Origin of the sequence: Streptomyces herbicida (genome assembly GCF_032656585.1) — a bacterium.
GTDB lineage: Bacteria > Actinomycetota > Actinomycetes > Streptomycetales > Streptomycetaceae > Streptomyces > Streptomyces herbicida.
Window position 1 is genome coordinate 14,131 of the sequence record NZ_JAUYWJ010000029.1, and the last position, 19,542, is coordinate 33,672.

The 19,542-nt window shown below is 70.4% G+C and carries 18 protein-coding genes, 4 pseudogenes and 1 riboswitch; of the genes and pseudogenes, 10 read left to right on the top strand and 12 right to left on the bottom strand.

Features of this window, described 5'->3' with window-relative positions:
- Positions 1-310: 310 nt before the first annotated feature.
- Complete coding sequence (locus Q8A52_RS41365; protein ID WP_316761889.1) at positions 311-1,933, top strand: alpha/beta hydrolase; 1,623 nt, start codon at positions 311-313, stop codon at positions 1,931-1,933.
- On the opposite strand, the gene Q8A52_RS41370 is transcribed toward Q8A52_RS41365, so the two are convergent.
- The gene (locus Q8A52_RS41370) at positions 1,934-3,550 is read right to left on the bottom strand and encodes a sodium/solute symporter (protein ID WP_316761892.1); all 1,617 of its coding nucleotides are present in this window, start codon (positions 3,548-3,550) and stop codon (positions 1,934-1,936) included. It abuts the gene before it with no gap.
- Complete coding sequence (locus Q8A52_RS41375) at positions 3,547-4,083, bottom strand: DUF485 domain-containing protein (protein WP_316761895.1); 537 nt, start codon at positions 4,081-4,083, stop codon at positions 3,547-3,549. The genes Q8A52_RS41370 and Q8A52_RS41375 overlap by 4 nt, the downstream gene beginning before the upstream one ends.
- 244 nt (positions 4,084-4,327) lie before the next feature.
- Here Q8A52_RS41375 and Q8A52_RS41380 point away from each other — a divergent pair, with 244 nt between their 5' ends.
- From Q8A52_RS41380 to Q8A52_RS41390, 3 genes and pseudogenes are all read left to right on the top strand, one after another.
- Positions 4,328-5,335, top strand: coding sequence for an NADP-dependent oxidoreductase (locus Q8A52_RS41380; protein ID WP_316761898.1), 1,008 nt, complete (start codon positions 4,328-4,330; stop codon positions 5,333-5,335).
- A complete protein-coding gene (locus tag Q8A52_RS41385) occupies positions 5,332-6,138 on the top strand; it encodes an SDR family NAD(P)-dependent oxidoreductase (RefSeq protein ID WP_316761901.1) in 807 nt (268 codons plus the stop codon). Before Q8A52_RS41380 ends, Q8A52_RS41385 begins: the two co-directional genes overlap by 4 nt.
- A gap of 262 nt (positions 6,139-6,400) precedes the next feature.
- Positions 6,401-6,636 (top strand): annotated as a pseudogene (locus tag Q8A52_RS41390) (silent information regulator protein Sir2); the annotation flags it as partial.
- A gap of 247 nt (positions 6,637-6,883) precedes the next feature.
- Here the strand turns inward: Q8A52_RS41390 and Q8A52_RS41395 are convergent.
- Positions 6,884-7,441 carry a hypothetical protein gene (locus tag Q8A52_RS41395; RefSeq protein ID WP_316761903.1) on the bottom strand — a complete coding sequence of 186 codons (558 nt, stop codon included), beginning with the start codon at positions 7,439-7,441 and terminating at the stop codon, positions 6,884-6,886.
- A 348-nt stretch (positions 7,442-7,789) separates the two neighbouring features.
- On the opposite strand from Q8A52_RS41395, the gene Q8A52_RS41400 reads away from it, so the two are divergent.
- Positions 7,790-8,140, top strand: a complete 351-nt coding sequence (locus Q8A52_RS41400) for a hypothetical protein (RefSeq protein WP_316761906.1) — start codon at positions 7,790-7,792, stop codon at positions 8,138-8,140.
- Between the two features lie 10 nt (positions 8,141-8,150).
- Here Q8A52_RS41400 and Q8A52_RS41405 read toward each other — a convergent pair whose 3' ends face one another.
- The 5 genes and pseudogenes from Q8A52_RS41405 to Q8A52_RS41425 all read right to left on the bottom strand — a co-directional run bounded on the left by Q8A52_RS41405 (position 8,151) and on the right by Q8A52_RS41425 (position 12,253).
- On the bottom strand, positions 8,151-8,954 hold the full coding sequence (locus tag Q8A52_RS41405; protein WP_316761908.1) for a trypsin-like serine peptidase: 804 nt from the start codon (positions 8,952-8,954) through the stop codon (positions 8,151-8,153).
- A 475-nt stretch (positions 8,955-9,429) separates the two neighbouring features.
- Complete coding sequence (locus Q8A52_RS41410; RefSeq protein WP_316761910.1) at positions 9,430-9,879, bottom strand: DUF5707 domain-containing protein; 450 nt, start codon at positions 9,877-9,879, stop codon at positions 9,430-9,432.
- Positions 9,880-10,179: 300 nt separating this feature from the next.
- Positions 10,180-10,488, bottom strand: a pseudogene (locus tag Q8A52_RS41415) (GNAT family N-acetyltransferase); the annotation flags it as partial.
- A complete protein-coding gene (locus Q8A52_RS41420; protein ID WP_316761913.1) occupies positions 10,479-11,591 on the bottom strand; it encodes a sensor histidine kinase in 1,113 nt (370 codons plus the stop codon). The pseudogene Q8A52_RS41415 and the gene Q8A52_RS41420, both read right to left, overlap by 10 nt.
- Positions 11,588-12,253: a response regulator transcription factor gene (locus Q8A52_RS41425; protein ID WP_316762110.1), complete on the bottom strand. Its 666-nt coding sequence runs from the start codon at positions 12,251-12,253 to the stop codon at positions 11,588-11,590. The genes Q8A52_RS41420 and Q8A52_RS41425 overlap by 4 nt, the downstream gene beginning before the upstream one ends.
- A 217-nt stretch (positions 12,254-12,470) precedes the next feature.
- Here Q8A52_RS41425 and Q8A52_RS41430 point away from each other — a divergent pair, with 217 nt between their 5' ends.
- Positions 12,471-13,730 (top strand): DUF418 domain-containing protein, encoded by a 1,260-nt coding sequence (locus tag Q8A52_RS41430; RefSeq protein WP_316761915.1) that lies wholly within the window; start codon positions 12,471-12,473, stop codon positions 13,728-13,730.
- A gap of 250 nt (positions 13,731-13,980) precedes the next feature.
- Here the strand turns inward: Q8A52_RS41430 and Q8A52_RS41435 are convergent, their stop codons facing one another.
- Entirely contained in the window at positions 13,981-14,220 is a 240-nt protein-coding gene (locus Q8A52_RS41435; RefSeq protein WP_408649346.1) for a GNAT family N-acetyltransferase, read from the bottom strand.
- Position 14,221: 1 nt separating this feature from the next.
- Here Q8A52_RS41435 and Q8A52_RS41440 point away from each other — a divergent pair, with 1 nt between their 5' ends.
- The 4 genes from Q8A52_RS41440 (at position 14,222) to Q8A52_RS41455 (ending at position 17,374) form a co-directional block, all read left to right on the top strand.
- A complete protein-coding gene (locus Q8A52_RS41440) occupies positions 14,222-14,587 on the top strand; it encodes an MFS transporter (protein WP_316761918.1) in 366 nt (121 codons plus the stop codon).
- Positions 14,588-14,715: 128 nt separating this feature from the next.
- Positions 14,716-15,489 carry a VOC family protein gene (locus Q8A52_RS41445; RefSeq protein WP_316761920.1) on the top strand — a complete coding sequence of 258 codons (774 nt, stop codon included), beginning with the start codon at positions 14,716-14,718 and terminating at the stop codon, positions 15,487-15,489.
- Positions 15,490-15,504: 15 nt separating this feature from the next.
- The gene (locus Q8A52_RS41450) at positions 15,505-16,323 is read left to right on the top strand and encodes a class I SAM-dependent methyltransferase (RefSeq protein WP_316761922.1); all 819 of its coding nucleotides are present in this window, start codon (positions 15,505-15,507) and stop codon (positions 16,321-16,323) included.
- A gap of 100 nt (positions 16,324-16,423) precedes the next feature.
- Positions 16,424-16,492, top strand: a riboswitch (guanidine-III (ykkC-III) riboswitch).
- A 12-nt stretch (positions 16,493-16,504) separates the two neighbouring features.
- On the top strand, positions 16,505-17,374 hold the full coding sequence (locus tag Q8A52_RS41455) for an MBL fold metallo-hydrolase (protein WP_316761925.1): 870 nt from the start codon (positions 16,505-16,507) through the stop codon (positions 17,372-17,374).
- Between the two features lie 25 nt (positions 17,375-17,399).
- Here Q8A52_RS41455 and Q8A52_RS41460 read toward each other — a convergent pair.
- The 3 genes and pseudogenes from Q8A52_RS41460 to Q8A52_RS41470 all read right to left on the bottom strand — a co-directional run.
- A pseudogene (locus tag Q8A52_RS41460) lies at positions 17,400-17,498 on the bottom strand (respiratory nitrate reductase subunit gamma); the annotation flags it as partial.
- Positions 17,488-18,028: pseudogene (locus Q8A52_RS41465) on the bottom strand (MFS transporter); the annotation flags it as partial. The pseudogenes Q8A52_RS41460 and Q8A52_RS41465, both read right to left, overlap by 11 nt.
- 63 nt (positions 18,029-18,091) lie before the next feature.
- Positions 18,092-19,072, bottom strand: coding sequence for an Acg family FMN-binding oxidoreductase (locus Q8A52_RS41470; protein WP_316761927.1), 981 nt, complete (start codon positions 19,070-19,072; stop codon positions 18,092-18,094).
- Between the last annotated feature and the right edge of the window lie 470 nt (positions 19,073-19,542).

Consider the following 19,542-nt stretch of genomic DNA (forward strand, 5'->3'; position numbering starts at 1 on the left):
CCACGACCTGATCACACATCTGCCGTCAGCCACCGAGCCACGCGCCGAGCCCCTCGCCGCGGCACGCGCAGCTTTGGAGGGGATCGACGGACCCCGTTTCCGGCCTCGCTCTCCGACAGGGACGCCAGCGGCATCCCAAAGCGACGTGAGCCGTCCGCTGGTCCTACCCGATGGGGCTTGGTCCGTTCGGCCGCCCTGGGCTGGCGTGCCGTGTCCGACCACGGTGTTGTTGAAGCGGGTGCGCACCGGCGTATGAGGCGCTGGTGGCGTAAGGCGCTCGGCTGCGGGGGACAGAGCAGAAAGACAGAGCATGGCCATATCCGGCTCCATAGCCGTCCGAGCGCGCCGTGCCGCTGCCATCGCCACGGCGGTGAGCTGCTTGGCGGTAGTGGGCACCACGCAGAATGTCACCGCAGCCGACGGACCGGTGCCGTCGGTGCCTGCTCCGCAGTTGGCGTGGAAACCCTGCGTCCGGGGCCCGGAGTTCGACTGCGCAACCGTTAAAGTACCGCTGGACTACCTCAACCCCGGTGGTCGCACCATCGACCTGTCGGTCGTCAAGCGGAAGGCGACCGACCCCGAACGGCGAATCGGCACCCTGTTCTTCAACCCCGGCGGTCCCGGCGGCCCCGGAACGGTGCAGATGCCGCAGAATTACCAGTTCTTCCCGCAGGAGATACGGGAGCGGTTCGACATCGTCAGCTGGGATCCACGCGGAGTCGGCAACAGCACCGCCGTGAACTGCTTCGCGAGTCCCAAGGAAGCCCGGGCGTGGATGTCGGGCAGGCCGGCCGGCTTCCCGGTGGGCGAGCAGCAGCGGACGGCCTGGATCGCCGCGTACAAGGATCTGTCCCGGCGCTGCCGGCAGCGCGACCCCGAGCTCCTGCGTCATGTGTCGACCGCGGACACCGCCCGCGACCTCGACCAGCTCCGCCGGGCGGTGGGCGAACCACAACTGACCTACTTGGGCATCTCCTACGGCACGTTCCTCGGCGCCACCTATGCCAACCTCTTTCCCGGCAAGGTCCGCGCCATGATTCTCGACAGCAACATCGATCCGCAGGCCTGGACGAACCACGCCTCCAACGAGGAACCCGAGCTGCCGGTGTTTCTGCGCATGGGTTCGGACCGCGGCGCGGCGGCAACCCTGGACCAGTTCCTCGCCCTGTGCGGCTCGGCCACCGTCGACGGCTGCGCCTTCTCGGCCGGCAGCCCCAGAGCGACTCGGGACAAGTTCGCCGAGCTGACGCGGCGTCTGCGGGTACATCCGGTGGGCGCGTGGACCTATGGCCGGACGATCGGTGACGTGGTGAGCGCCCTCAACGTCGTTCACCCCGGCTGGGCGGACCTCGCCGGCAAGTTGCAGGACCTGTGGCAGGGGCGCGTACCGAAGCCGTCCGCGCCCCTGCCCGCGCCGCCCGTACCGATCCCGTACTTGGGCGAGGAACAGGGTGGTGCCGTGCTCTGCTCCGACAGCCCCAATCCACACGACCCGGGTGTCTACCACGCTCTGGAGGAGGCCGCCGCCCTCCGTACGGGCGACACCGGGCGCTTCTGGACCTGGGCGGCGGAGCCGTGCGCCACCTGGCCGGCGGTGGCCGCAAACCGCTATCGCGGCCCGTGGAACAAGCCGACGGCCCACCCCGTGCTGGTGGTCGGCACCAGATACGACCCCGCCACCCCTTACGAAGCGGCGCGGGCCATGGCCGAGGACCTGGCCAACGCCCGCCTTCTCACCAACGACGGGTACGGACACACCGCCATGCTCAACCCCAGCAGCTGCGTCAACGCGTACGAGAGCCGCTACCTCATCGACGGCACCCTCCCGCCGGCCGGAGCAACGTGCCGACCGGACAGGGCCCCGTTCTCCGCACCCGAGCCACGGGGCGGCATCGCCACCGGCGGCGGAGCGCTGGCCGCCGCCGGCTCTTGATCACTCTGCTGCGGCGAGCAGCCGTGCCTCGCTCTCCTCGTACAGCCGCCGGTTCTCCTGGCTTTCGGAAGCGTTGCGCCAGTGGTCGATTCGGCTGCCCAGCCAGCCCGCCAGATAGCCGACCGGGATGGAGACCAGTCCGGTGGACTGCATGGGGAACCAGCCGAAGTCCGCGTTCGGGAAGACCGAGGTCGGCGTACCCGACACGGCCTTGGAGAAGACCATCAGCACGAGCGCGCTGGCCGCGCCCCCGTAGAGACTCGCGAGCAGGCCGGTACGCGTGAATCCCCGCCAGAACAGCGAGTAGGTCAACGCGGGGGCCACGGCGGACGCCCCGATGCAGATCGCCAGTGTGGTCAGCACGCCGACGTCCCAGTTCTGGACCAGGGTGGAGAGTGCGATGGCAACGGCTCCCACGACCAGGCTCGCCCAGCCCGCCACCGTCATCTCCGTACGCGGCGCGGCCTGTCCCCGCCGCGCCGCATGGGTGAACAGGTCGTGGGCGAGCGACGAGGCCGCGGCCAGGGTCATCCCGGCGACCGAGGAGAGCAGGGTGATGAACACCGTGCCGGCTACGGCCGCGTAGAGAATCGTCGAGCCTGCGGTGCCGGGGTCGCCGCCGAGCATCCGGGACAGCATGAGCACCGCCGTCCTGCCGTGCGGGTCGGCCGCGGTGATGTAGCGGGATCCCACCAGTGCCGCCGCGCCGGTACCCATGATGATCACGATCAGGCAGAAGGTCGTGACCGTGCCGACCGCCCACGACATGGAGCGGCGCACGGCGGGTACGTCGCGCGCGGAGTACAGGCGCATCGTGATGTGCGGCAGGCAGGCCGCGCCGAGGATCACGGTGATCTGGAGACTGGCGAAGTCCAGCCGGTCGCCGGCGGAGGTGCCCAGTTGCAGGCCCTGCCGGAGGTAGGCGGAGCCGGCGCCGCTGCCGTGCTGGGCGGCCCGGAGGACGTCGCCGGGGTTCCAGTCGAAGCGGTTCAGGACCAGGACGGCGACGACGAGGCTGGTGCCCAGCAGAATCACGATCTTGATCATCTGGATGAGCGCGGTGCCGCGCATTCCGCCGATCGCCGCGTAAATGATCATCAGGGTGCCGACGAGGACGATACAGGTCGTCCTGGCGCCCGCCGAGTGCGGGATGCCCAGGATGAAGGTGAGCAGCGACCCGGCCCCGGAGAGCTGGACGACCAGGAAGGGGAGAGTCGCCGCCAGTGTCACCACGCAGGAGGCGACACGGACGGCCCGCCCGGGCATGTTGCGGGCCAGGACGTCGCCCATGGTGAACTTGCCGGCGTTGCGCAGGGGTTCGGCCAGCAAAAACATCAGCAGCACCAGCGACATGGCGGTGCTGACCGCCAGGACATAGCCGTCGTATCCGGCGAGCGCGATGATGCCGGTGGTGCTCAGCACGGTCGCTGCGGAGATGTAGTCACCCGCGATCGCCAGGCCGTTCCTGAGGGGCGTGAGCGAGAGGTAGCCGGTGTAGAAGTTCGTCAGGTCGTCGCGGTCCGGTCCGGCCATCACACACATGAGAAGGGTGAGGGTGACCAGGGCCGTGAACAGAATCAGGACGGTGGCCTGCGTCCCGGAGCCGAAGTCGGTCATCGCGCCACCCCGGCGTTCCGGGCGGACGCGCCCGCCCGCTCCCTCACGAGCTGCGCCAACGGGTCCACGGAGCGTCGTGCGCTGCGTCCGTACCAGAGGATCGCCGCGAAGGTGACGACGAGCTGGAGGACCCCCAGGGCCATGCCCAGGCTCACCTCACCGGCGATGGAGGACCCCATCAGGTCCGGCGCGAAGCAGGACAGCATCACGTACAGCACGAAGGAGCCGAGCGCGGTCAGCGTGGAGACCCGGCGCAGCACGCGGTAGGCCGAGCGGAGGGCAACGAGGTCGGCATTCTGGCGATCGGTCTGGTGTGCGTACGGTTCCTGCCGGGGGGCTCGCCCGTACGGGTCGTACGGCAAGGCGTCGTATCCGTACGAGTCGTAGCGAGGAACGTCGCGTCCGTACGACTCCTGCCACGGATCGGGCGCGTACGACTCCTGCCGAGGGGTGTGACCATAGGACCGGCCCTGCGGCTGCGGCCATCCCGTCGGTGCTGGTGGCGGATGCCGGTGGTCGTCGGCGTATGTCATCGCATGGCCTTCCGGTGCGGCTCTGATCCGTGGGGGGCGGCAGGGAGAACAGGTGTGGCGGCGCACGTTACCGACCGGTTGGAATGCCTGATAACCCCGTTGGGCGTTACATTTTCGGCTCGATCCGGCATCCGGCTGGGCACCTGGGGGCAGGGTCACTGAGAGCGTGTGGCAAAGATCACGCACCGCCGCGTACCTACTGGTCGGTATGGTCACCAAGGAGCCGTGAGCGACAGGAGGCATGATGTCTGCGACCAACCGTCAGATCCGTCTGGCAGCGCGCCCCGTGGGCGAAGTGAAACCCGAAGACTGGGACCACTGTTCCGAGCCGGTCGAGGAACCTGGCCCGGGCCGGTTCGCGGGCCGGACGCGCGTCATCTCCTTGGACCCGGCCATGCGGGGGTGGCTGGACGACCGCCCCTCCTATCTGCCGCCCGTGGGCATCGGTGAGGTGATGCGCGCCGGATCGGTCATCGAGGTCACCGCATCCAACCACCCCGACTACCAGGTCGGCGACCATGTGGTCGGCACGTTCGGGGTCCAGGAGTACGTGGTCTCCGACGGCCGGGGCGCCATGAAGATCGACACCTCCCTCGCCCCGCCCTCCACCTATCTGGGGGCGCTGGGCATGCCCGGCATGACCGCGTATTTCGGCCTGCTGGACGTCGGGGCGCTGAAGGACGGCGAGACCGTGGTGGTGTCCGGGGCGGCCGGCGCGGTCGGAACCATCGCCGGTCAGATCGCGAAGGCCAAGGGCTGCCGGGTCGTGGGCATCGCCGGAGGGCCGGAGAAGTGCGCGCTGCTCACCGACGAGCTCGGATTCGACGCGGCGATCGACTACCGATCCGAAGACGTCAGGAAGGCACTGCGCCAGCATGCCCCCGACGGCATCGACGTCTATTTCGACAACGTCGGAGGGGAGATCCTCGACGCCGCCCTGACCCGCCTGGCGATGCACGCGCGCGTCGTGGTCTGCGGCGCGATCAGCCAGTACAACAACGCCACGCCGGTCCACGGCCCCTCCAACTACCTCTCGCTGCTGGTACGCCGCGCCCGCATGGAGGGCTTCGTCGTCTTCGACTACGCCAAGCGCTACGCGGAGGCAGCGCAGGAGATCTCCGCCCTGATCGGCGCCGGCCGCATCAAGGTCAAGGAACATGTGGTGAGGGGCGCTCTGGACGACTTCCCCGAGACGCTGCAGATGCTGTTCCGCGGCGAGAACGTCGGCAAGCTCGTGCTGGAGCTGACGTGACCGCCGACCAGAGCCCGACCGTCGCACGGCGCGAACAGGCGGACGGCGGCCCGCTCCAGGGCAAAGTGGCCATCGTCACCGGTGGTGCCAGCGGACTGGGCCGGGCCTCGGCACTGGCGCTCGCCGAGGCCGGGGCCAAGGTGGTCGTCGCCGACCTCGACGCGCGGGGCGGCCGGGAGGTGGCCGAGCTGGTCGGCGGCCAGTTCCGCGCCTGTGACGTCTCCGATCTCGACGCCAACCGCGCCCTGGTCGACTTCGCCCAGGAGCAGTACGGCGGGATCGACATCGCGTTGCTCAACGCGGGGGTGGCGACCGGATGCGGGGTCGGCGAGGACTTCGACCCGGCGCGCTACCGGCGTGCGATGGGCGCCAACCTCGACGGCGTGGTCTTCGGAACTCACGCGGTGCTGCCGGCGCTGCGGGCGCGCGGCGGAGGCTCGATCGTGGCGACCGCGTCCCTGGCGGGCCTGGCGGCGGTACCGCTCGATCCCCTGTATGCGGCCAACAAACATGCGGTCGTAGGACTCGCACGCTCCCTGGGACCGGCCCTCGCGCCGGACAACGTGCGCTTCAATGCCGTCTGTCCGGGGTTCGCCGAGTCGCGGATCATCGACCCGCTGCGCGACATGCTCTCCGAGCAGGGACTGCCGGTCATCCCGGCTCAGGCCGTGGCGGACACGGTGCTGAGGATCGTCACCGGCGACGGCACCGGGGAGTGCTGGTTCATCCAGGCCGGCCGCGAACCGGAGCCGTTCCGCTTCCGCAACGTGCCCGGCCCCGGCAAGGTCGCCGCCGGCATCTGAGGGCGCATCCGGCAGGCTCGACTGGGCGCGGGGTACTTCTGCCCCGCGCCCAGCACTGCCCCTTGGCCAATGGCTCGACCTGGAGTCGGCGAAGCGGATCCGCGGTGTCGCCGTGCCCGCGTTGGAGGCCGTTCACGGTGAACTGTGCGTCGGCACCGACCGCGTTGGTGCCGGTGCAGACTGCCGGGGAGTTCTCGGCCTCGTAGCGGGTGGTCGCGGCGGTGGTCGTGCCGTTCACGCTCGTCGCGCTCTCCGGCACCATTTCCTGCGCAATGGGACGTACGGCAACTCGTCGACCGTCACCATCCCGCAGGGCAACGACGGTACCGCCGGCGCCCGCACCACGCTGCGGCCTGGCCGGGCGAGACCCCCGTGCTGAACTTCTCGGCCCAGAGCGAGAGTTCATCGAACCGCGGGCGCCACCTGAACGCCTCGTACTGGCACGTCCACGGCATCACCGTCGAGCACGCCGGTGACAACGGGATCTACGTCGGCGGACGCCGGTATCCGGCCGCTCCCAGCGATCATCCACGGCGCGGGCGAGGGTACCCCGGCACCCTCGCCCGCGCCCGTTGCGCTTACGGAAGACCGACGCAGTGACACTGTCGGCGCGTGCCGCGCTGTAGGGGATGACCCCGCCACGGGGCACGCGGTACCCCTTCCGATCCTGACTTCCCGGAGGGGGTATCACCCACCGCGGCAGGCAGGCGCACTCCTCCCCCCGTCGCCTGCCTGCCCCGGGCTTTCACCTGCTCCGGCGCCCATGAACCTCCCACAGGACGGTCGGGTAGTCCTCGCCGTAACCGGCAACGGCTGCGTGCACCGCGTCGAGGGCCGCCTGCAGCGGATCGGCCTCGGCGGCACCCAGCACCGCGGGAACCGCCATGTGCGGCGGGGACATGCGCAAGGACGGGTCCAGCTCACCGACCCTGACCATCAGCGCGTACCGTACGGCTCCGGCGGGCAGCGGCGTCGGCGGTACGGGCGGGCTCGGCAACTTCACCATGGCGGCCGCGGGGCCCACGATCTGGGACATTGGCGCAGGTTCGCTCTCGTAAGCAGGCGGCTCGAACGGCGGGCGTTCGGGCGGGACGGCCCGGCCGACGGTTCTGCCGGGGACCCATGGGTCGGAGTCCAGGACCCGCCACACGTGGTCCGGGTCGTCGAAGGGCGGCGGCAGCGGGCGCCCCTCCGCCGGCGCTGCGAGTCCTGCGGCAACCCAGTCGAGCTCCACGAGACCGGCCACCTCGCACGCGCGGCGAGCGGGGTGTGGGTGGAGGTGGCTGTCGACGGGCGTAGTCATGCCAGTGAGCGGCGTCCGCCGAGGTCTGCTTCAGCAGGCGGTCGGGCGCGGGCGGTGCGGGCCAGAACTGGGGAAGACAGCAGTCGAGTTGGGACTGTCGTCCAGTCGGGTGCCCTGCCGTACTTCACCGTCGACCGGCCTGCGCACCGCCACCCCCATCGCGTCGAGCGACACGCTGCGTGCGGCACCCTACGACCCGGCAGTGACAGGCCCCCGCCATATCGGCCACAGGCGGGACTCCTCCAAACGGATGAGGAAGAAACCTTCCCTTCCGGAGTCTGCGCATACGGGGCCGGGTGAGAGGTAAAGGTGCGGTGATCTTGGCGTCTTTAAGGAAACGAGAACTCCGTGCGTATTCGGCACTCCATCTCCGCAGCAGTCGGTGCTCTTGCCCTCACCGCCGCCCTGGCCACACCCGCGCATGCCGCGACCGGCGACTTCAGCTACAAGTTCATCGGCCTCAACGGAAAGCCGTACCCGGCCACCCTCCACAACCCGTCGAGCGGCCAATGCCTCGACATCCCGGAGGCCGCGGACCCCGGCGCCTCCGAACCCGCCTTCGCCCCGCACAACGACACAGACGAGATTGCGGTGGTATTCACCGAGCCCGACTGCACCGGTGCCTTCTGGATCCTGCGCCCACACGGTGCGCCCGCTACGGACCGCTTGAAGCTGCGCTCGGTCGTCTTCCTCCGGTGAGCGGCATGGATCAGTGGGCGGCGCTGGGCCGCGTGTGCGGCCGGGCGGGCTCGGAGCCGGCCACGGCCGCGTTGTACAGACGCCGGATGTCGGACCCGAAGTACGAGCTGTAGGAGACGTCGGCAGTGGGCCCGCCCGTCTTCCAGCCGCCTATGCTGCCGACCACCTCACCCGTCCCGGTCCGCGAATCGAAGTTCGCCAGGAAGGGGCTGCCGCTGGTACCCGACCGGTAGTCGTCGCAGGCGATGCGGAGGTACGACCCCGGCGTGCCGTCCCTGGGTGTGAACCGCGTCGTGGAGTTGGTGCAGGTCAGCGGTTGCCGGTCCGTGCCGGGATAGCCGACGAGCCTGATCCGGGGGAACACGTAACCGCGCCCGGTGACAAGGGCGTTGCCGCCCACGACGTCCTGCACCTTCTTGCCGTCGCCGCGTGAGCCGACCTGGACGAAAGCCACGTCCCACGGTGCGCCTTTCGCGTGCCCGCGGTCGTAGTAGCGCGCATCGATCCAGACCCGGCTGCGCCCGCGGGAGTCGGTAGCGACCGGAAAGATCCCGTGCGGTCGCGGGGTGGCCGCGGTCCACTGCGGCACGAAGGCCATCGAGCCGCTCCCGGCCCTGGCGTCCAGGCAATGACCCGCGGTCAGAACGATGTTGCGGTGGGGGCTGTTGATCACACTCGCGGTGCAGAAGTAGGAGCCGCTGCCCCGCTGCACATACATCCGCCCGATCATCGCCAACCCACCGAAGTGCGAGCTCCCCGGGCCGACACCGGTCACACCGGTCACACCGGTCACACCGGCACGGCCCGTATGCACCTTCGCTACCGCATCCGGAAGCGGCTTCGCGGCGGCCATACGTTCGTCGGTCCAGAACCGCTGCGCCGACACAGCCGTCCAGCGCGGCACCGCCGGCACGGAAGGCGGCGTGCTCGATTTCGCGGCCGTGGACACTCTGGGAACGTCAGCGGCACCAGCCGTATCGACCACAGCCGCCGTTGTGATCAAGCCGATCGTCGCTCCGGCTACGGCCATGAGAAGAGCACCGCGCCGACCTGCACGGTGCTTTGACGAGCTGAGCCACTTGGTACTTCTCTTCACTCGGCGTGTTCCCTCGACAGGCGACCGGACAGGACGAGCCGACGATAGGGGACGAACGCTCGAAGATCGAATGAGTTGCCGAACCGAGGTGGGTGGTTCGGCGACGGTTCTGTCGGCCGGGGTCATACCGCCGCACGGCGCCATGACCCCGCCTACAGCCCACCGGAAGTCGGAGAAGAAGGCGTGACAATGGTCAGCGAGTCACAGTGAAGTCCGCTGCCTTGGGCACGAACACCGTGTCGCCGTCCTTCGCGGTGACGAGGACCGCGACGTGCCACGTCCCGCGCGGTGCTGCAGCGGCGTCCGTGCCGGAGACCTTGGCGGTGTACCGGCACGTGGCGGCTCCGTGCCCGGCCGCCGTGCACTTGGCGGACTCGACGGCGGACATCTCCTTCGCCGTCGGAGCCGGCTTCATGCTCCCCGGCCAGGCCAGAACCTTCACGCTCCGCACTCCCGAGTCATCCGTCACACGGGTCGTAAAGGCGAGAGAGCCGTCGTGGCCGGTGACCGGGGCGATGTATTCGGCGGAGCTGTCCTTCACCGCCGGTCCGTCCTCGGAGGCCTGCGCCACGAAGGCGTAGGCACCGGCCGCTCCCAGCACGGCAACAGCGGCGAGCGAGGAGACAATGATGCGCCTGGACATGAAACCAACCCCCGTAGTCAGGTCAACTACCTTGTGTGTGCGCCGCGTTCGCGGCGTTGACTTCATGTTCGTCCAGCGACTGACCCCACGGCATGAGCACAACTACTCATCCGAGATACTCAGGTCACGTCGTCATCGGATCCTGTCCAGAGTCACCGGCGACTGCTGGAGGCTCCAGCGGCGCGGGTCGGGTGCCGCAGGGCCGGCCGGGTCGAGACCCGTGAGGTGGGAGTGGGCGACCCTGCGGAAGCCGCCACGAGGTGACTGCGGTCGTCAGTCGCCCACCAGCAAGATCACGGTCTACCGCGGGAGTACCGTGTCGCGCTGGTACCAGGTGCCTGGCTTACCGCCGAGTTCGGCCGGGTCCGCCAGGCCGACCGGGACGAAGCCGGCCTTGGTCAGTACCTTCTGGGACGCGGCATTCTCGCGGGCGGCGGCCGCCCTGAGGGTACGCAGCCCGTGCCGCTCCGCCGCCAGCCGGCACAGCTCCCGGACGGTTGCGGTCGCCACACCGTGGCCGGCGACGTGTTGCGCGACCCGGTAGCCGACTTCCGCAGTGCCATCCTCGATGTTGACCAGGTTGAACCTGCCGAGCACCGTCATCGGTTCTGTTCGACGGGCAGTTCCAGGTGGAGTTCGTAGCCGCCGTCGGCCGTGGGGCCGGATGTGACGGAGCCGCCGAGGAGTTCGGCACGCTGGCGCAGGCCGGCGAGGCCGTGGTGGGCGCTGGGCAGGGCGAGTACGGGCCGGGTGGGGGCATCGTTGGTGATGACGGTGTGGACGGCGCCGTCCTCCTGGTGGATCTGGACGGTTGCCGAGGCACCGGGAGCGTGTTTGCGGACGTTGGTGAGGGCTTCCTGCACCGTGCGGTAGACGGCGCGCTGGACGGTGGGCGGAAGGGAGGTCGGCAGGTCTGTCTTCAGTTCTGTTTCGATGCCGCTGCTGTCGACGAGGCTCTGCAGGTCGGCCAGGGACGGCTGGGGGGTGAGCTCCGTGGGCCGGCTGCCGGAGGCGCGCAGCACGCTGACCATGTGCCGCAGTTCGTCGAGGGTCTGCACACTGAGCTGCCGGATCGTGGCTGCGGCCTTTCTGGTCTCCGCGTCCTGGCTGCCCACCTGGAGCGCTCCGGCCTGTACGGCGATCAGACTGACCTGGTGGGAGACCACGTCGTGCATCTCGCGGGCCAGTTGGGCACGTTCCTGGGCCAGGATGCTCTGGGCGGCCAGCTGCCGTTCCTGCTCGCGTGCCTCGGTGATCTCGGCGAGCCGCAGGGACAGGTCGCGTCGCGCCTGCACGAGCTGGCCCAGGAAGACGGGTGCCACCGCGGTGGCCAGTGTGTAACTGATGTGCAGGAGGGTGTCGATCCGGTCGAGTTCGGCGGCCTCCAGGGACGACCAGGGCCAGGGCAGGAAGTCGATGACCGCATACGTGAGGGCGCAGCCTGCCAGCAGGACGCGGTGGCGGCTGAGCGAGGAGAGCGTGTACAGCGCGGCGATCGTGGCGAACACCGCGTCGGAGAGCATGGCGGTGGGCAGGGTGAGGAGGAAGGTTGCCAGTGGTGCACGGCGACGGAGGGACAGGGCTCCGGCCGCGAGCAACGCGCAGGCCATGGCCAACGGCGCCTGGATGCCCACACGGGCCCACGCGTCCACCAGCGCGACCAGCACGAGGACGGCGTCCACCAGTGGAGCCGGCACCTCTCGCCCGCTCACCCTGCGTCCTCGTCCTGCGACGGCGCCAGCAGTCCCGCTCGCTCGGCGACCAGCACAGCCTGGACGCGGCTGCTGACGCGCAGTTTGCTCAGCACGGCGCTGACATGGCCCTTGACCGTGCCGGTACTCAGATGCAGCCGGTCGCCGATGTCGGTGTTGGCCAGGCCCTGGGCCATGAGAACGAGGACGGCGCGCTCGCGCTCGGTCAGCCGGGCCGTGAGGTGGACGGCGGGCTCGCGCAAGTCCTTGTCGAGGTAAGCGTCCACCACCGTGCGTGTGACCTTGGACGACAGCACGGTCCCGCCCTCGGCCAAGGCTCGCACGAGGTAGGGCAGCTGCTCCGGGTCGGTGTCCTTGAGCAGAAAGCCGGCCGCACCCGAGCGCAGGGCGGTCGCCACGTATTCGTCGGCGTCGAACGTGGTGAGCATGGCCACCACCGGGGGGTCCGGCATACGGCGCAGGTCGGCCAGGACGGTGAGCCCGTCCACGTCCGGCATCCGGATGTCCAGCAGAACGACGTCGGGATGCGACTCGCGCACCGTTCGGACGGCCTGGCCGCCGGGGACGGCTGCCACGACTTCGATGTCGTCCGCCGCGTTGAGGATGTGGGTGAAGCCCCCGCGGACCAGGGCTTCGTCGTCGACCACCAGGACCCGGATCACGTGCGCTCCGCTCGTCGCATACTCCCGTTCGATCCGTACCACGGCGAAGGCCGTTCCTCAGCCGCGCGAAGGCGATTCCCGCCGATTGGCGGCGCGGCTCCGACCGGTCGACCGGGCCGTCTCCGGCCGCTCGACGGGGTGGTTCGGGCCGCTCGACAGGGTGCCTTCGGAAACGTGCCCTGTGAGCCGGGCCGGGTCTTCGGCACACTCTGAAGACATGACCCAGAACGCATCGCCCGACGCACCAGCGGCGGTGTCACGTCCGCTCGAGACGCAGTGCCCCGCCGCCCCGGCCGTTGCGCCGTCGCCCGGGCGGCTGATCGGCATAGACCTGGCCCGCGGTCTCGCGGTCTTCGGCATGTTCTCCGCTCATGTCGGCCCGGACGTGTCGACAGGCGGACCCCTGGGGTTCCTGCTGGAGACGGCGCGGGGCCGCTCGTCCGCGCTCTTCGCGCTGCTCGCCGGGTTCTCGCTGATCATCATCACCGGACGGCCCCGCCCCCGGACCGGCCGGCCCGGCCGACAGGCGGTGGGCCGAGTCGTGATCCGCGCTGCCGTCCTCTTGGTGCTCGGATACGCCCTGACCGCCCTGGGCACCGACGTCGACGTGATCCTCAGCTTCTACGGGCTGCTCTTTCTGACCGTACTCCCGCTGTACCGGTTGCGCGCCGGAACGCTGGCGGTCATCGCCGCCGCGGGGGCACTGATCCTGCCCCAGGCGCTGCACGTGATCCGGAATTCGATCGAGGAGGGGAACTGGGCGGACGCCGTCGTCTCCTGGGACCCACTGGCCCGGCTCAGCGGAACCGACGGCATTACCGAACTGATGTTCACCGGGGCGTATCCGGTCCTCACCTGGATGCCGCTCCTGCTCGCGGGCATGGCAGTGGCCAAACTCGATCTCACCCGGCCCGGCTTCCGGTTCCGGCTCGCCCTCACCGGTGCGGCACTCGGACTCCTCGGCTACGGCGGCTCCTGGCTGGCGCTGCGTCTGGTCCCGCACGCCCTGACAGCCGTCGCGGACGCCACGGGAAGTTCGGCGGCGTCGGCATGGTGGTCCGACGCCGTGGGCGAACCCGACGGGCACGCCCCGCTCTCCTGGCTGCTGGTGGCCGCGCCGCACAGCCAGACGACCTTCTCGATACTCGGCAACACCGGTGTCGCCCTGCTGGTCGTGGTCGTATGCCTGACCGCCGCGGACCGGCTGCCGCGGCTCACGCGTCTGGCCACACCCGTCTCGGCGGTCGGCATGATGGCGCTGACGGTCTACGTCCTGCACATCGTCGCCCTCTGGTTCTTCACCGACGTCTGGTACGTGGCCACGGTCCAGGACGACACGATGGCCGCGCTTCCCGCTCTCCTCGCTTTCATCGCGGCCGCCGCCCTCCTGGCAACCGTATGGACCCGTCTGTTCCGTCGAGGCCCCTTCGAATACCTGCTCCACCTCGCCACCCGGCCTGCGCGGCACATCAAGTAACACCGCGTCATCCGGGCCAGGAACAGGCCTACTTCGTCGTATCCATCGTCGCCGGTGACGAACAACATCGGCGAAAGGACCGCCATGCCCGGCCAGCCAACGCCGCACCGAGGGCTGCACCACCGCCTCACGGAGTTGAACGTGAAGGCCGAGAGCGCCTCCCCGCCGGCGACTTCGTCTTGCGGGCGAGGCGGTAGCTGCGGCATGGCGACACCCTGGCCCGCGCTCCGTTCCCCGCGCCGTCGGCAGTTCAGGTCAAGGGCAGTTGCATGAGGGTCAGGTCCAGCCGGCGGCCGAACTTGGTGCCGACCTCCGGCATCGTTCCGACGTGGCGGAAGCCGCAGCCCTCGTGGAGGCGGATCGACGCGGTGTTGCCGGACTCGATGCCCGCGATCATCGCGTGGTGGCCGGCTTGGCGTGCGGCCGCGACGAGGGCGGTCATCAGGGCGGAGCCGACGCCGAGGCCGTGGTAGCCCTCACGGTCCCGCACCGTGATCACCGCCGCCCTGCCGGCCGCGGCAGGCGGAACCGCCCTGCTCGTCACCAGCCTCGGCACCCCACCGCTCACCGGGCTCGGACTCGCCCTCTTCGACGCCGGCTGCTTCGCCGCCCAAGCGGCCAATCAGAGCCGGATCATCGCCCTCGACCCCGGCCGCGGCGGCAGCCTCAGCAGCGTCTACCTGGTGCTGTACTTCGTCGTCGGCGCCATCGGCACCGCACTCGCGGCACCCGTGCTCGACGGTCTCGGCTGGCGGGGCGTCACCCTCATCGCCCTCATTGCCCTGCTGCTCGCCGGCCTTGTCGGGCACACCAGCACCCGGCAGCCCGCGTCGGCCCAGCGGCTCGACTGCACGTGAGTGGTGCAGCTGATCGGGTTCCCCAGCCGGGGTGAAAGGCGAGGGACATTCGGACCGTTGCGCCGGGCGCACCCATGAGGGGCGGCATAGTGACGAAGTCTCAGTACCGGACGCGCAGGAGGAAACGCATGCTCGGCACCGACTTCCGCGCCGGATCGCCCGTCTGGATCGACCTCGGCAGCCCGGACTTGGACGCGGCGACCACGTTCTACAGCGCCGTCTTCGGCTGGCGGTTCATGTCCCTCGGGCCCGAAGCGGGCGGGTACGGGCTCTTCCAGCAGGACGGGAAGACCGTCGGCGCCCTCGGGCCGCTGACCGAGGAGGGCGCCCAGTCGGCCTGGACGACGTACTTCCGCAGCGACGACATCCAGGCCACCGCCCGTGATGTGGTCGGCGGCGGCGGCAGTGTGCGCCTCGAGCCGATGAGCGTGGGAGAGGGCCAACTGGCCCAGTTCACCGATCCCCAGGGTGCGGAGTTCGCCGTGTTCGAAGCCGGGGCGGGCCTGGAGGTGACGTCCGAGGACAACACGCTGGTGTGGGTCGAGCTGCATGTCGCGGACCCGCAAGCGGCCATCCGCTTCTATCACGGGCTGTTCGGCTGGCGCTCTCAGGAGATGCAGGCGCCGGGCATGACGTACCGGGTCCTGAGCATCAGTGACGGCGACCAGGAGGAGGGGGCCTTCGGCGGCGTGGCTCCGCTTCAGGGGGAGCACGAGGTGGCGCGCTGGGTGCCGTACTTCGCCGTTGCCGACGCGGATGCCGTCGTCACCGCGGTGCAGGAGAACGGCGGGACGGTGCTCATGCCGGCCGCGGACGTGCCGGACGTCGGGCGCATCGCCTGGCTGGCGGACCCGGCCCAAGCGGTGTTCGCCGTGCTGAAGCCGAATCCGCGCCAGAGCTGACGGCCGTAGGCAACCATGACCGGTTCGGCTTCCTCCGGCAGCGCGGCCGCAGGCGAGGGCCGCTACGGAGAGGACCTGTTCCCACCGGACCACCCCCGGGAATCCGAGCGGATCGACGCCGGCGCGTTGGCCTTCGACCCCGTCACCACGCACCGTCTGCGTGCGTTGGGCGCAGGGCCGGGGAAGCGGTGCCTGGAAGTGGGTGCCGGGACCGGAACGGTGGCGCGCTGGCTGCTGGAGGAGGCAGGCGTCGAGGAAGTGGTCGCCCTGGACCGGGACACCAGCGCCCTGGCCGCCCTCGCGGGCCCGCGACTGCGCGTGGTCACCGCCGATCTCATGGACGAGAACCTGCGGCCCGGCACCTTCGACGTGATCCATGCCAGGTTCGTCCTCATGCACCTGCCCGAGCGCCGCCGGCTGATCTCACGGCTTGCGCGCTGGCTGAACCCCGGAGGCCGGCTGGTGCTCGCCGATGCCGTGGAGGTGCCGGACGTCCTGGACACCTCGTCCGCCTACCGGCGGGTCATGGACGCCATGTGGCAGGCGCTGAGGGCGACGATCGGGACGGACACCACCTCCGTACCGGCGTATCCGCACTTCCTGAGAGAGGAGGGCCTGCAGGACGTCGCCGCGGAGCTGCACTGCCCGCCGCTGGTCGCAGGCAGCCCGCCGGCTCGCTTCTGGTCCGAGACCTGGAGCCGGATGCGGCCCGCGCTGGAGGAGACCGGCCGAGTCGACGCCACCGTGATCGATGAGGCACTGGCATACCTGGCCTCGCCCCGGCTCGCCGAGCTCGGGCCGGGCATGATGATGGCCTGGGGGCAGCGGCGCTGAGGCGCCGACCCGCACGCAGGCCCAGGAGGAACCCGCAGGCGTGGCAGCTCGGAGCCCAAGGGGTGCTCGCTCGCGTCTGATATGCGGTGATAGCGTCCAGCCGGAGGCGCACATGCGTGTCTCCCCGGACGAGATGTGCGCCGTACCCGGCCCGCCAAGACGACGCACTTCGGGAGGCGTCATGTCCGGTGCGGGCGAGCTCGGTGGCCGGAAGTTCAGCGCGGAGCCGCTGGGTGTGGCCTGGATCCACGGGTCGCCGTCGGCCAAGCACAACACCGATCCCGATCTTCAGGTGCACTGGTACGACGAGCACACGGTGGTGCTGCGGCAGAACAAGGCGATCGACTACGAGGCCCCGTTTCTGTATCTGCTGTTCGGAGAGAGCCAGGCGGTCCTGATCGACACCGGTGCCACGGCGTCGCCGGACTTCTTTCCGGTGCGCCGGACCGTCGATGATCTCGTCGGGACGTGGCTGGCTCGAAATCCGCGCGATGGCTATCGGCTGCTCGTCCTCCACACGCACTCGCACGGCGATCATGTCGCGGGCGACGGCCAGTTCCTCGACCGGCCGGACACGCTGGTGGTCGGTGCCGATCGGCATGCGGCATGGGCATTCCTCGGCTTCGCGGAGAACCCGGAAACGGTGAGGCCGCTCGATCTCGGGGGGCGGGTCCTGGAGGCGCTCGCGACACCCGGCCATGACGCCGCGGCGATCACCTTCTACGACCCGTGGACCGGGTTCCTGCTGACCGGAGACACCGTCTACCGCGGCCGGTTGTACATCGAGGACTGGCCGGCGTTCTCGCGGACGATCGACCGGCTGATCGCATTCGCCGGCCGCCGTCCGGTCACGCATGTCCTGGGCTGCCACATCGAGATGACGCGCCGGCCTGGCGTCGACTATCCGATCCGGACCACCTATCAGCCGGAGGAACCCCCGCTGGAGATGACTCCCGACCACCTCCACGCCGTGCGCGCCGCCCTGGACGAGGTCGGGCCCGAGCCCGCCCGGCGGGCCTTCGCGGACTTCATCCTCTGGCCCAAGGGCTGACGGCCGGTCACGCCCGGCGGGCCCGCTATCCGACGCGTTCCCAGCCGCGGCGCGGCGCCCGGGCGCCCAGGCCGATGTCACGGCTGCGGTAGACGATGTAGGGGCGGGTGAGGTAGCCCGGGGGTGGACATGCCATGGGCATTGACGAGCTTCACCGTGGTCAGCGCGCTGATCGCGGTGAAGCTCGTCAATGCCCATGCCGAAGATCCCGATGGCGAACCCTCGTCGCTCGGGCGGGAACCAGGCGTTGACGAGGGGCACCCCGACGGCGAAGGCGGTGCCGCCGATACCGAGGAGGAACCCGCCCACCAGCAGGGCCGCCAGCGAGGAGTGGCCCGCGAGCCCGAGGTAGAGGACGGGGACGATGCTGGCCGCGGAGACCAGCGGGAACATCACCCGTCCGCCGAACCGGTCGGTGAGCGCGCCGACCGGAATGCGGCCCAGCGAGCCGACCACGACCGGCACCGCCACCAGCAGCGACTGCTCGAAGGAGGACAGGCCCAGGGAGTCCTTGAATCGGGGGCCGAGCGGGCTCAGCAGCGCCCACGCCCAGAAGTTGACGGCGAAGCCGACCGTGGCCAGTGCCAGCATCAGCCAGGACCGACCGGGAACCGGTGCCGGCCCTGCCTCCTGCTGAGTCGGTGCCTGCGGCATCCTGTCTGCTCCTTCGTTCTCACCGGGCCGCCACACCTCACCCGGCCGAGTGAGCCCATGCCCTCAGGGCCGTGCGGGTGCACGCGGGGTCCGGCCGCCCTCCGGGCCGTATCCGAAGCGGATCAGCAGCTGCGGACTGCAGCGCCGCTCAGGTCCATTGCGCATCGCCCACCGCAGATCCGGCCACTCCAGGGCCTGGTGCAGCATCGACGTGCGCACCCCGTGCGCGGTGGCCACCAGCAGCACACACTGCAGCGCCTGACCCGCGCGAAGCCAGTCCACGCGCCGGTCCCGCGCCGTGCACAGCAGGGCCACCTGGGCGTGACGCTCGAAGCGGAGCCCGGGCAGGCGCCGGGACCGCTGGGTGCCGACGAAGTCCCGCATGGGCATCCGCCCGGCCGAGTCCTGTGGCCCCAGCGCGGTCACCGGAATGCCGTACGGGCCTTCACCCGGCGCCGTGATCCAGGCCCTGGTCTCGGCCGCACGCCCCGCGTCGGCATGGTTGCGCGCCTCTCCCGCCGCGGTCAGGTGCAGCAGCCGCCGGGTCCCGGCGAAGTCCGGTACCCGCAGCTTCGCCCCTTCGAGCCGGGCGGCCTCGGCCATCTGCGCCACGATGGGCTCCGGCACCGGACGCCCGGTGAACGGCATCCGGCTCGTGTGCCGCCGCGCGATGGCCTCGTACAGATCAAGCTCCCGCCACTGCTCGGTCGGGAAGGGGTCGGAGCGGCAGGGCCACACGGCGGCCAGCAGCCCGGGGTCGGACGGGTCCGGCAGCAGCCGCACCATCGCTTGCAGACCCAGGTGATCCACGGCGACGCGCAGGTTGAACAGCGCGGCGCCGACCGACAGATACTGGGCGCGGAACTCCGGATCGGTCAGCGAGAGCGACTTCTGCGGCACGGCGCGGACCTGCAACACCCGGGTGACAGGGTCCAGTCGGAACCGCCAGGGCTGGGTGTTGTGGATCGACGGCGCCGCTGTCGCGGCCGCCAACAGCGTCTCCAGAGCGGTGGCATCGATCTCCGATATGCCTGGTGCGTGCATGCGCTTCTCCTGACGACCGCCGGGGTGGGGGCCGGTTCGGTACGGCCCGCGCCGAGCCCCTGGTCCGGCCGGCCGCCCGGGAGTCAGGGCAGACACGGCGGGCGGCCGGACGGCGACCGAACCGGTACGAGCGCCGCGCCGCCGGCTCTGGACGGAAAAGCCGAACGGGTGAGCGCCCGTTGGATCCGTACACGTGATCCTCCGGTTCGGTCGCTCCCAGCGTGGCCGAACGTCCGGCACGGCACCCACTGCCGGACGGGCCCCGTTCAAGGGCCACAAGGCTCTGATACGGGCGGGTTTCGGGGCCCGGCCGGTCTCCCGGTCCGGGACCTTCGGCCCAGGCGGTCAAGGAGTACGGCGGTGACGGGCGGCGACTGCAGCGGGCCGCTGCCCGACCGCCGTCCGGTCGCACGACGACACCGGCCTGCCTCATCGGGCAGGCCGGTGTCGTCCAGGGGTTGGCTGCGCCG

Bases quoted from the DNA above. Each gene is read 5' to 3' on its own strand.
- Q8A52_RS41445 (WP_316761920.1), top strand. From the start codon at position 14,716: ATGCTCGGCACCGACTTCCGCGCCGGATCGCCCGTCTGGATCGACCTC.
- Q8A52_RS41370 (WP_316761892.1), bottom strand. From the start codon at position 3,550: ATGACCGACTTCGGCTCCGGGACGCAGGCCACCGTCCTGATTCTGTTC.
- Q8A52_RS41455 (WP_316761925.1), top strand. From the start codon at position 16,505: ATGTCCGGTGCGGGCGAGCTCGGTGGCCGGAAGTTCAGCGCGGAGCCG.
- Q8A52_RS41410 (WP_316761910.1), bottom strand. From the start codon at position 9,879: ATGTCCAGGCGCATCATTGTCTCCTCGCTCGCCGCTGTTGCCGTGCTG.
- Q8A52_RS41395 (WP_316761903.1), bottom strand. From the start codon at position 7,441: ATGACTACGCCCGTCGACAGCCACCTCCACCCACACCCCGCTCGCCGC.
- Q8A52_RS41470 (WP_316761927.1), bottom strand. From the start codon at position 19,072: ATGCACGCACCAGGCATATCGGAGATCGATGCCACCGCTCTGGAGACG.
- Q8A52_RS41450 (WP_316761922.1), top strand. From the start codon at position 15,505: ATGACCGGTTCGGCTTCCTCCGGCAGCGCGGCCGCAGGCGAGGGCCGC.
- Q8A52_RS41375 (WP_316761895.1), bottom strand. From the start codon at position 4,083: ATGACATACGCCGACGACCACCGGCATCCGCCACCAGCACCGACGGGA.
- Q8A52_RS41380 (WP_316761898.1), top strand. From the start codon at position 4,328: ATGTCTGCGACCAACCGTCAGATCCGTCTGGCAGCGCGCCCCGTGGGC.
- Q8A52_RS41365 (WP_316761889.1), top strand. From the start codon at position 311: ATGGCCATATCCGGCTCCATAGCCGTCCGAGCGCGCCGTGCCGCTGCC.
- Q8A52_RS41430 (WP_316761915.1), top strand. From the start codon at position 12,471: ATGACCCAGAACGCATCGCCCGACGCACCAGCGGCGGTGTCACGTCCG.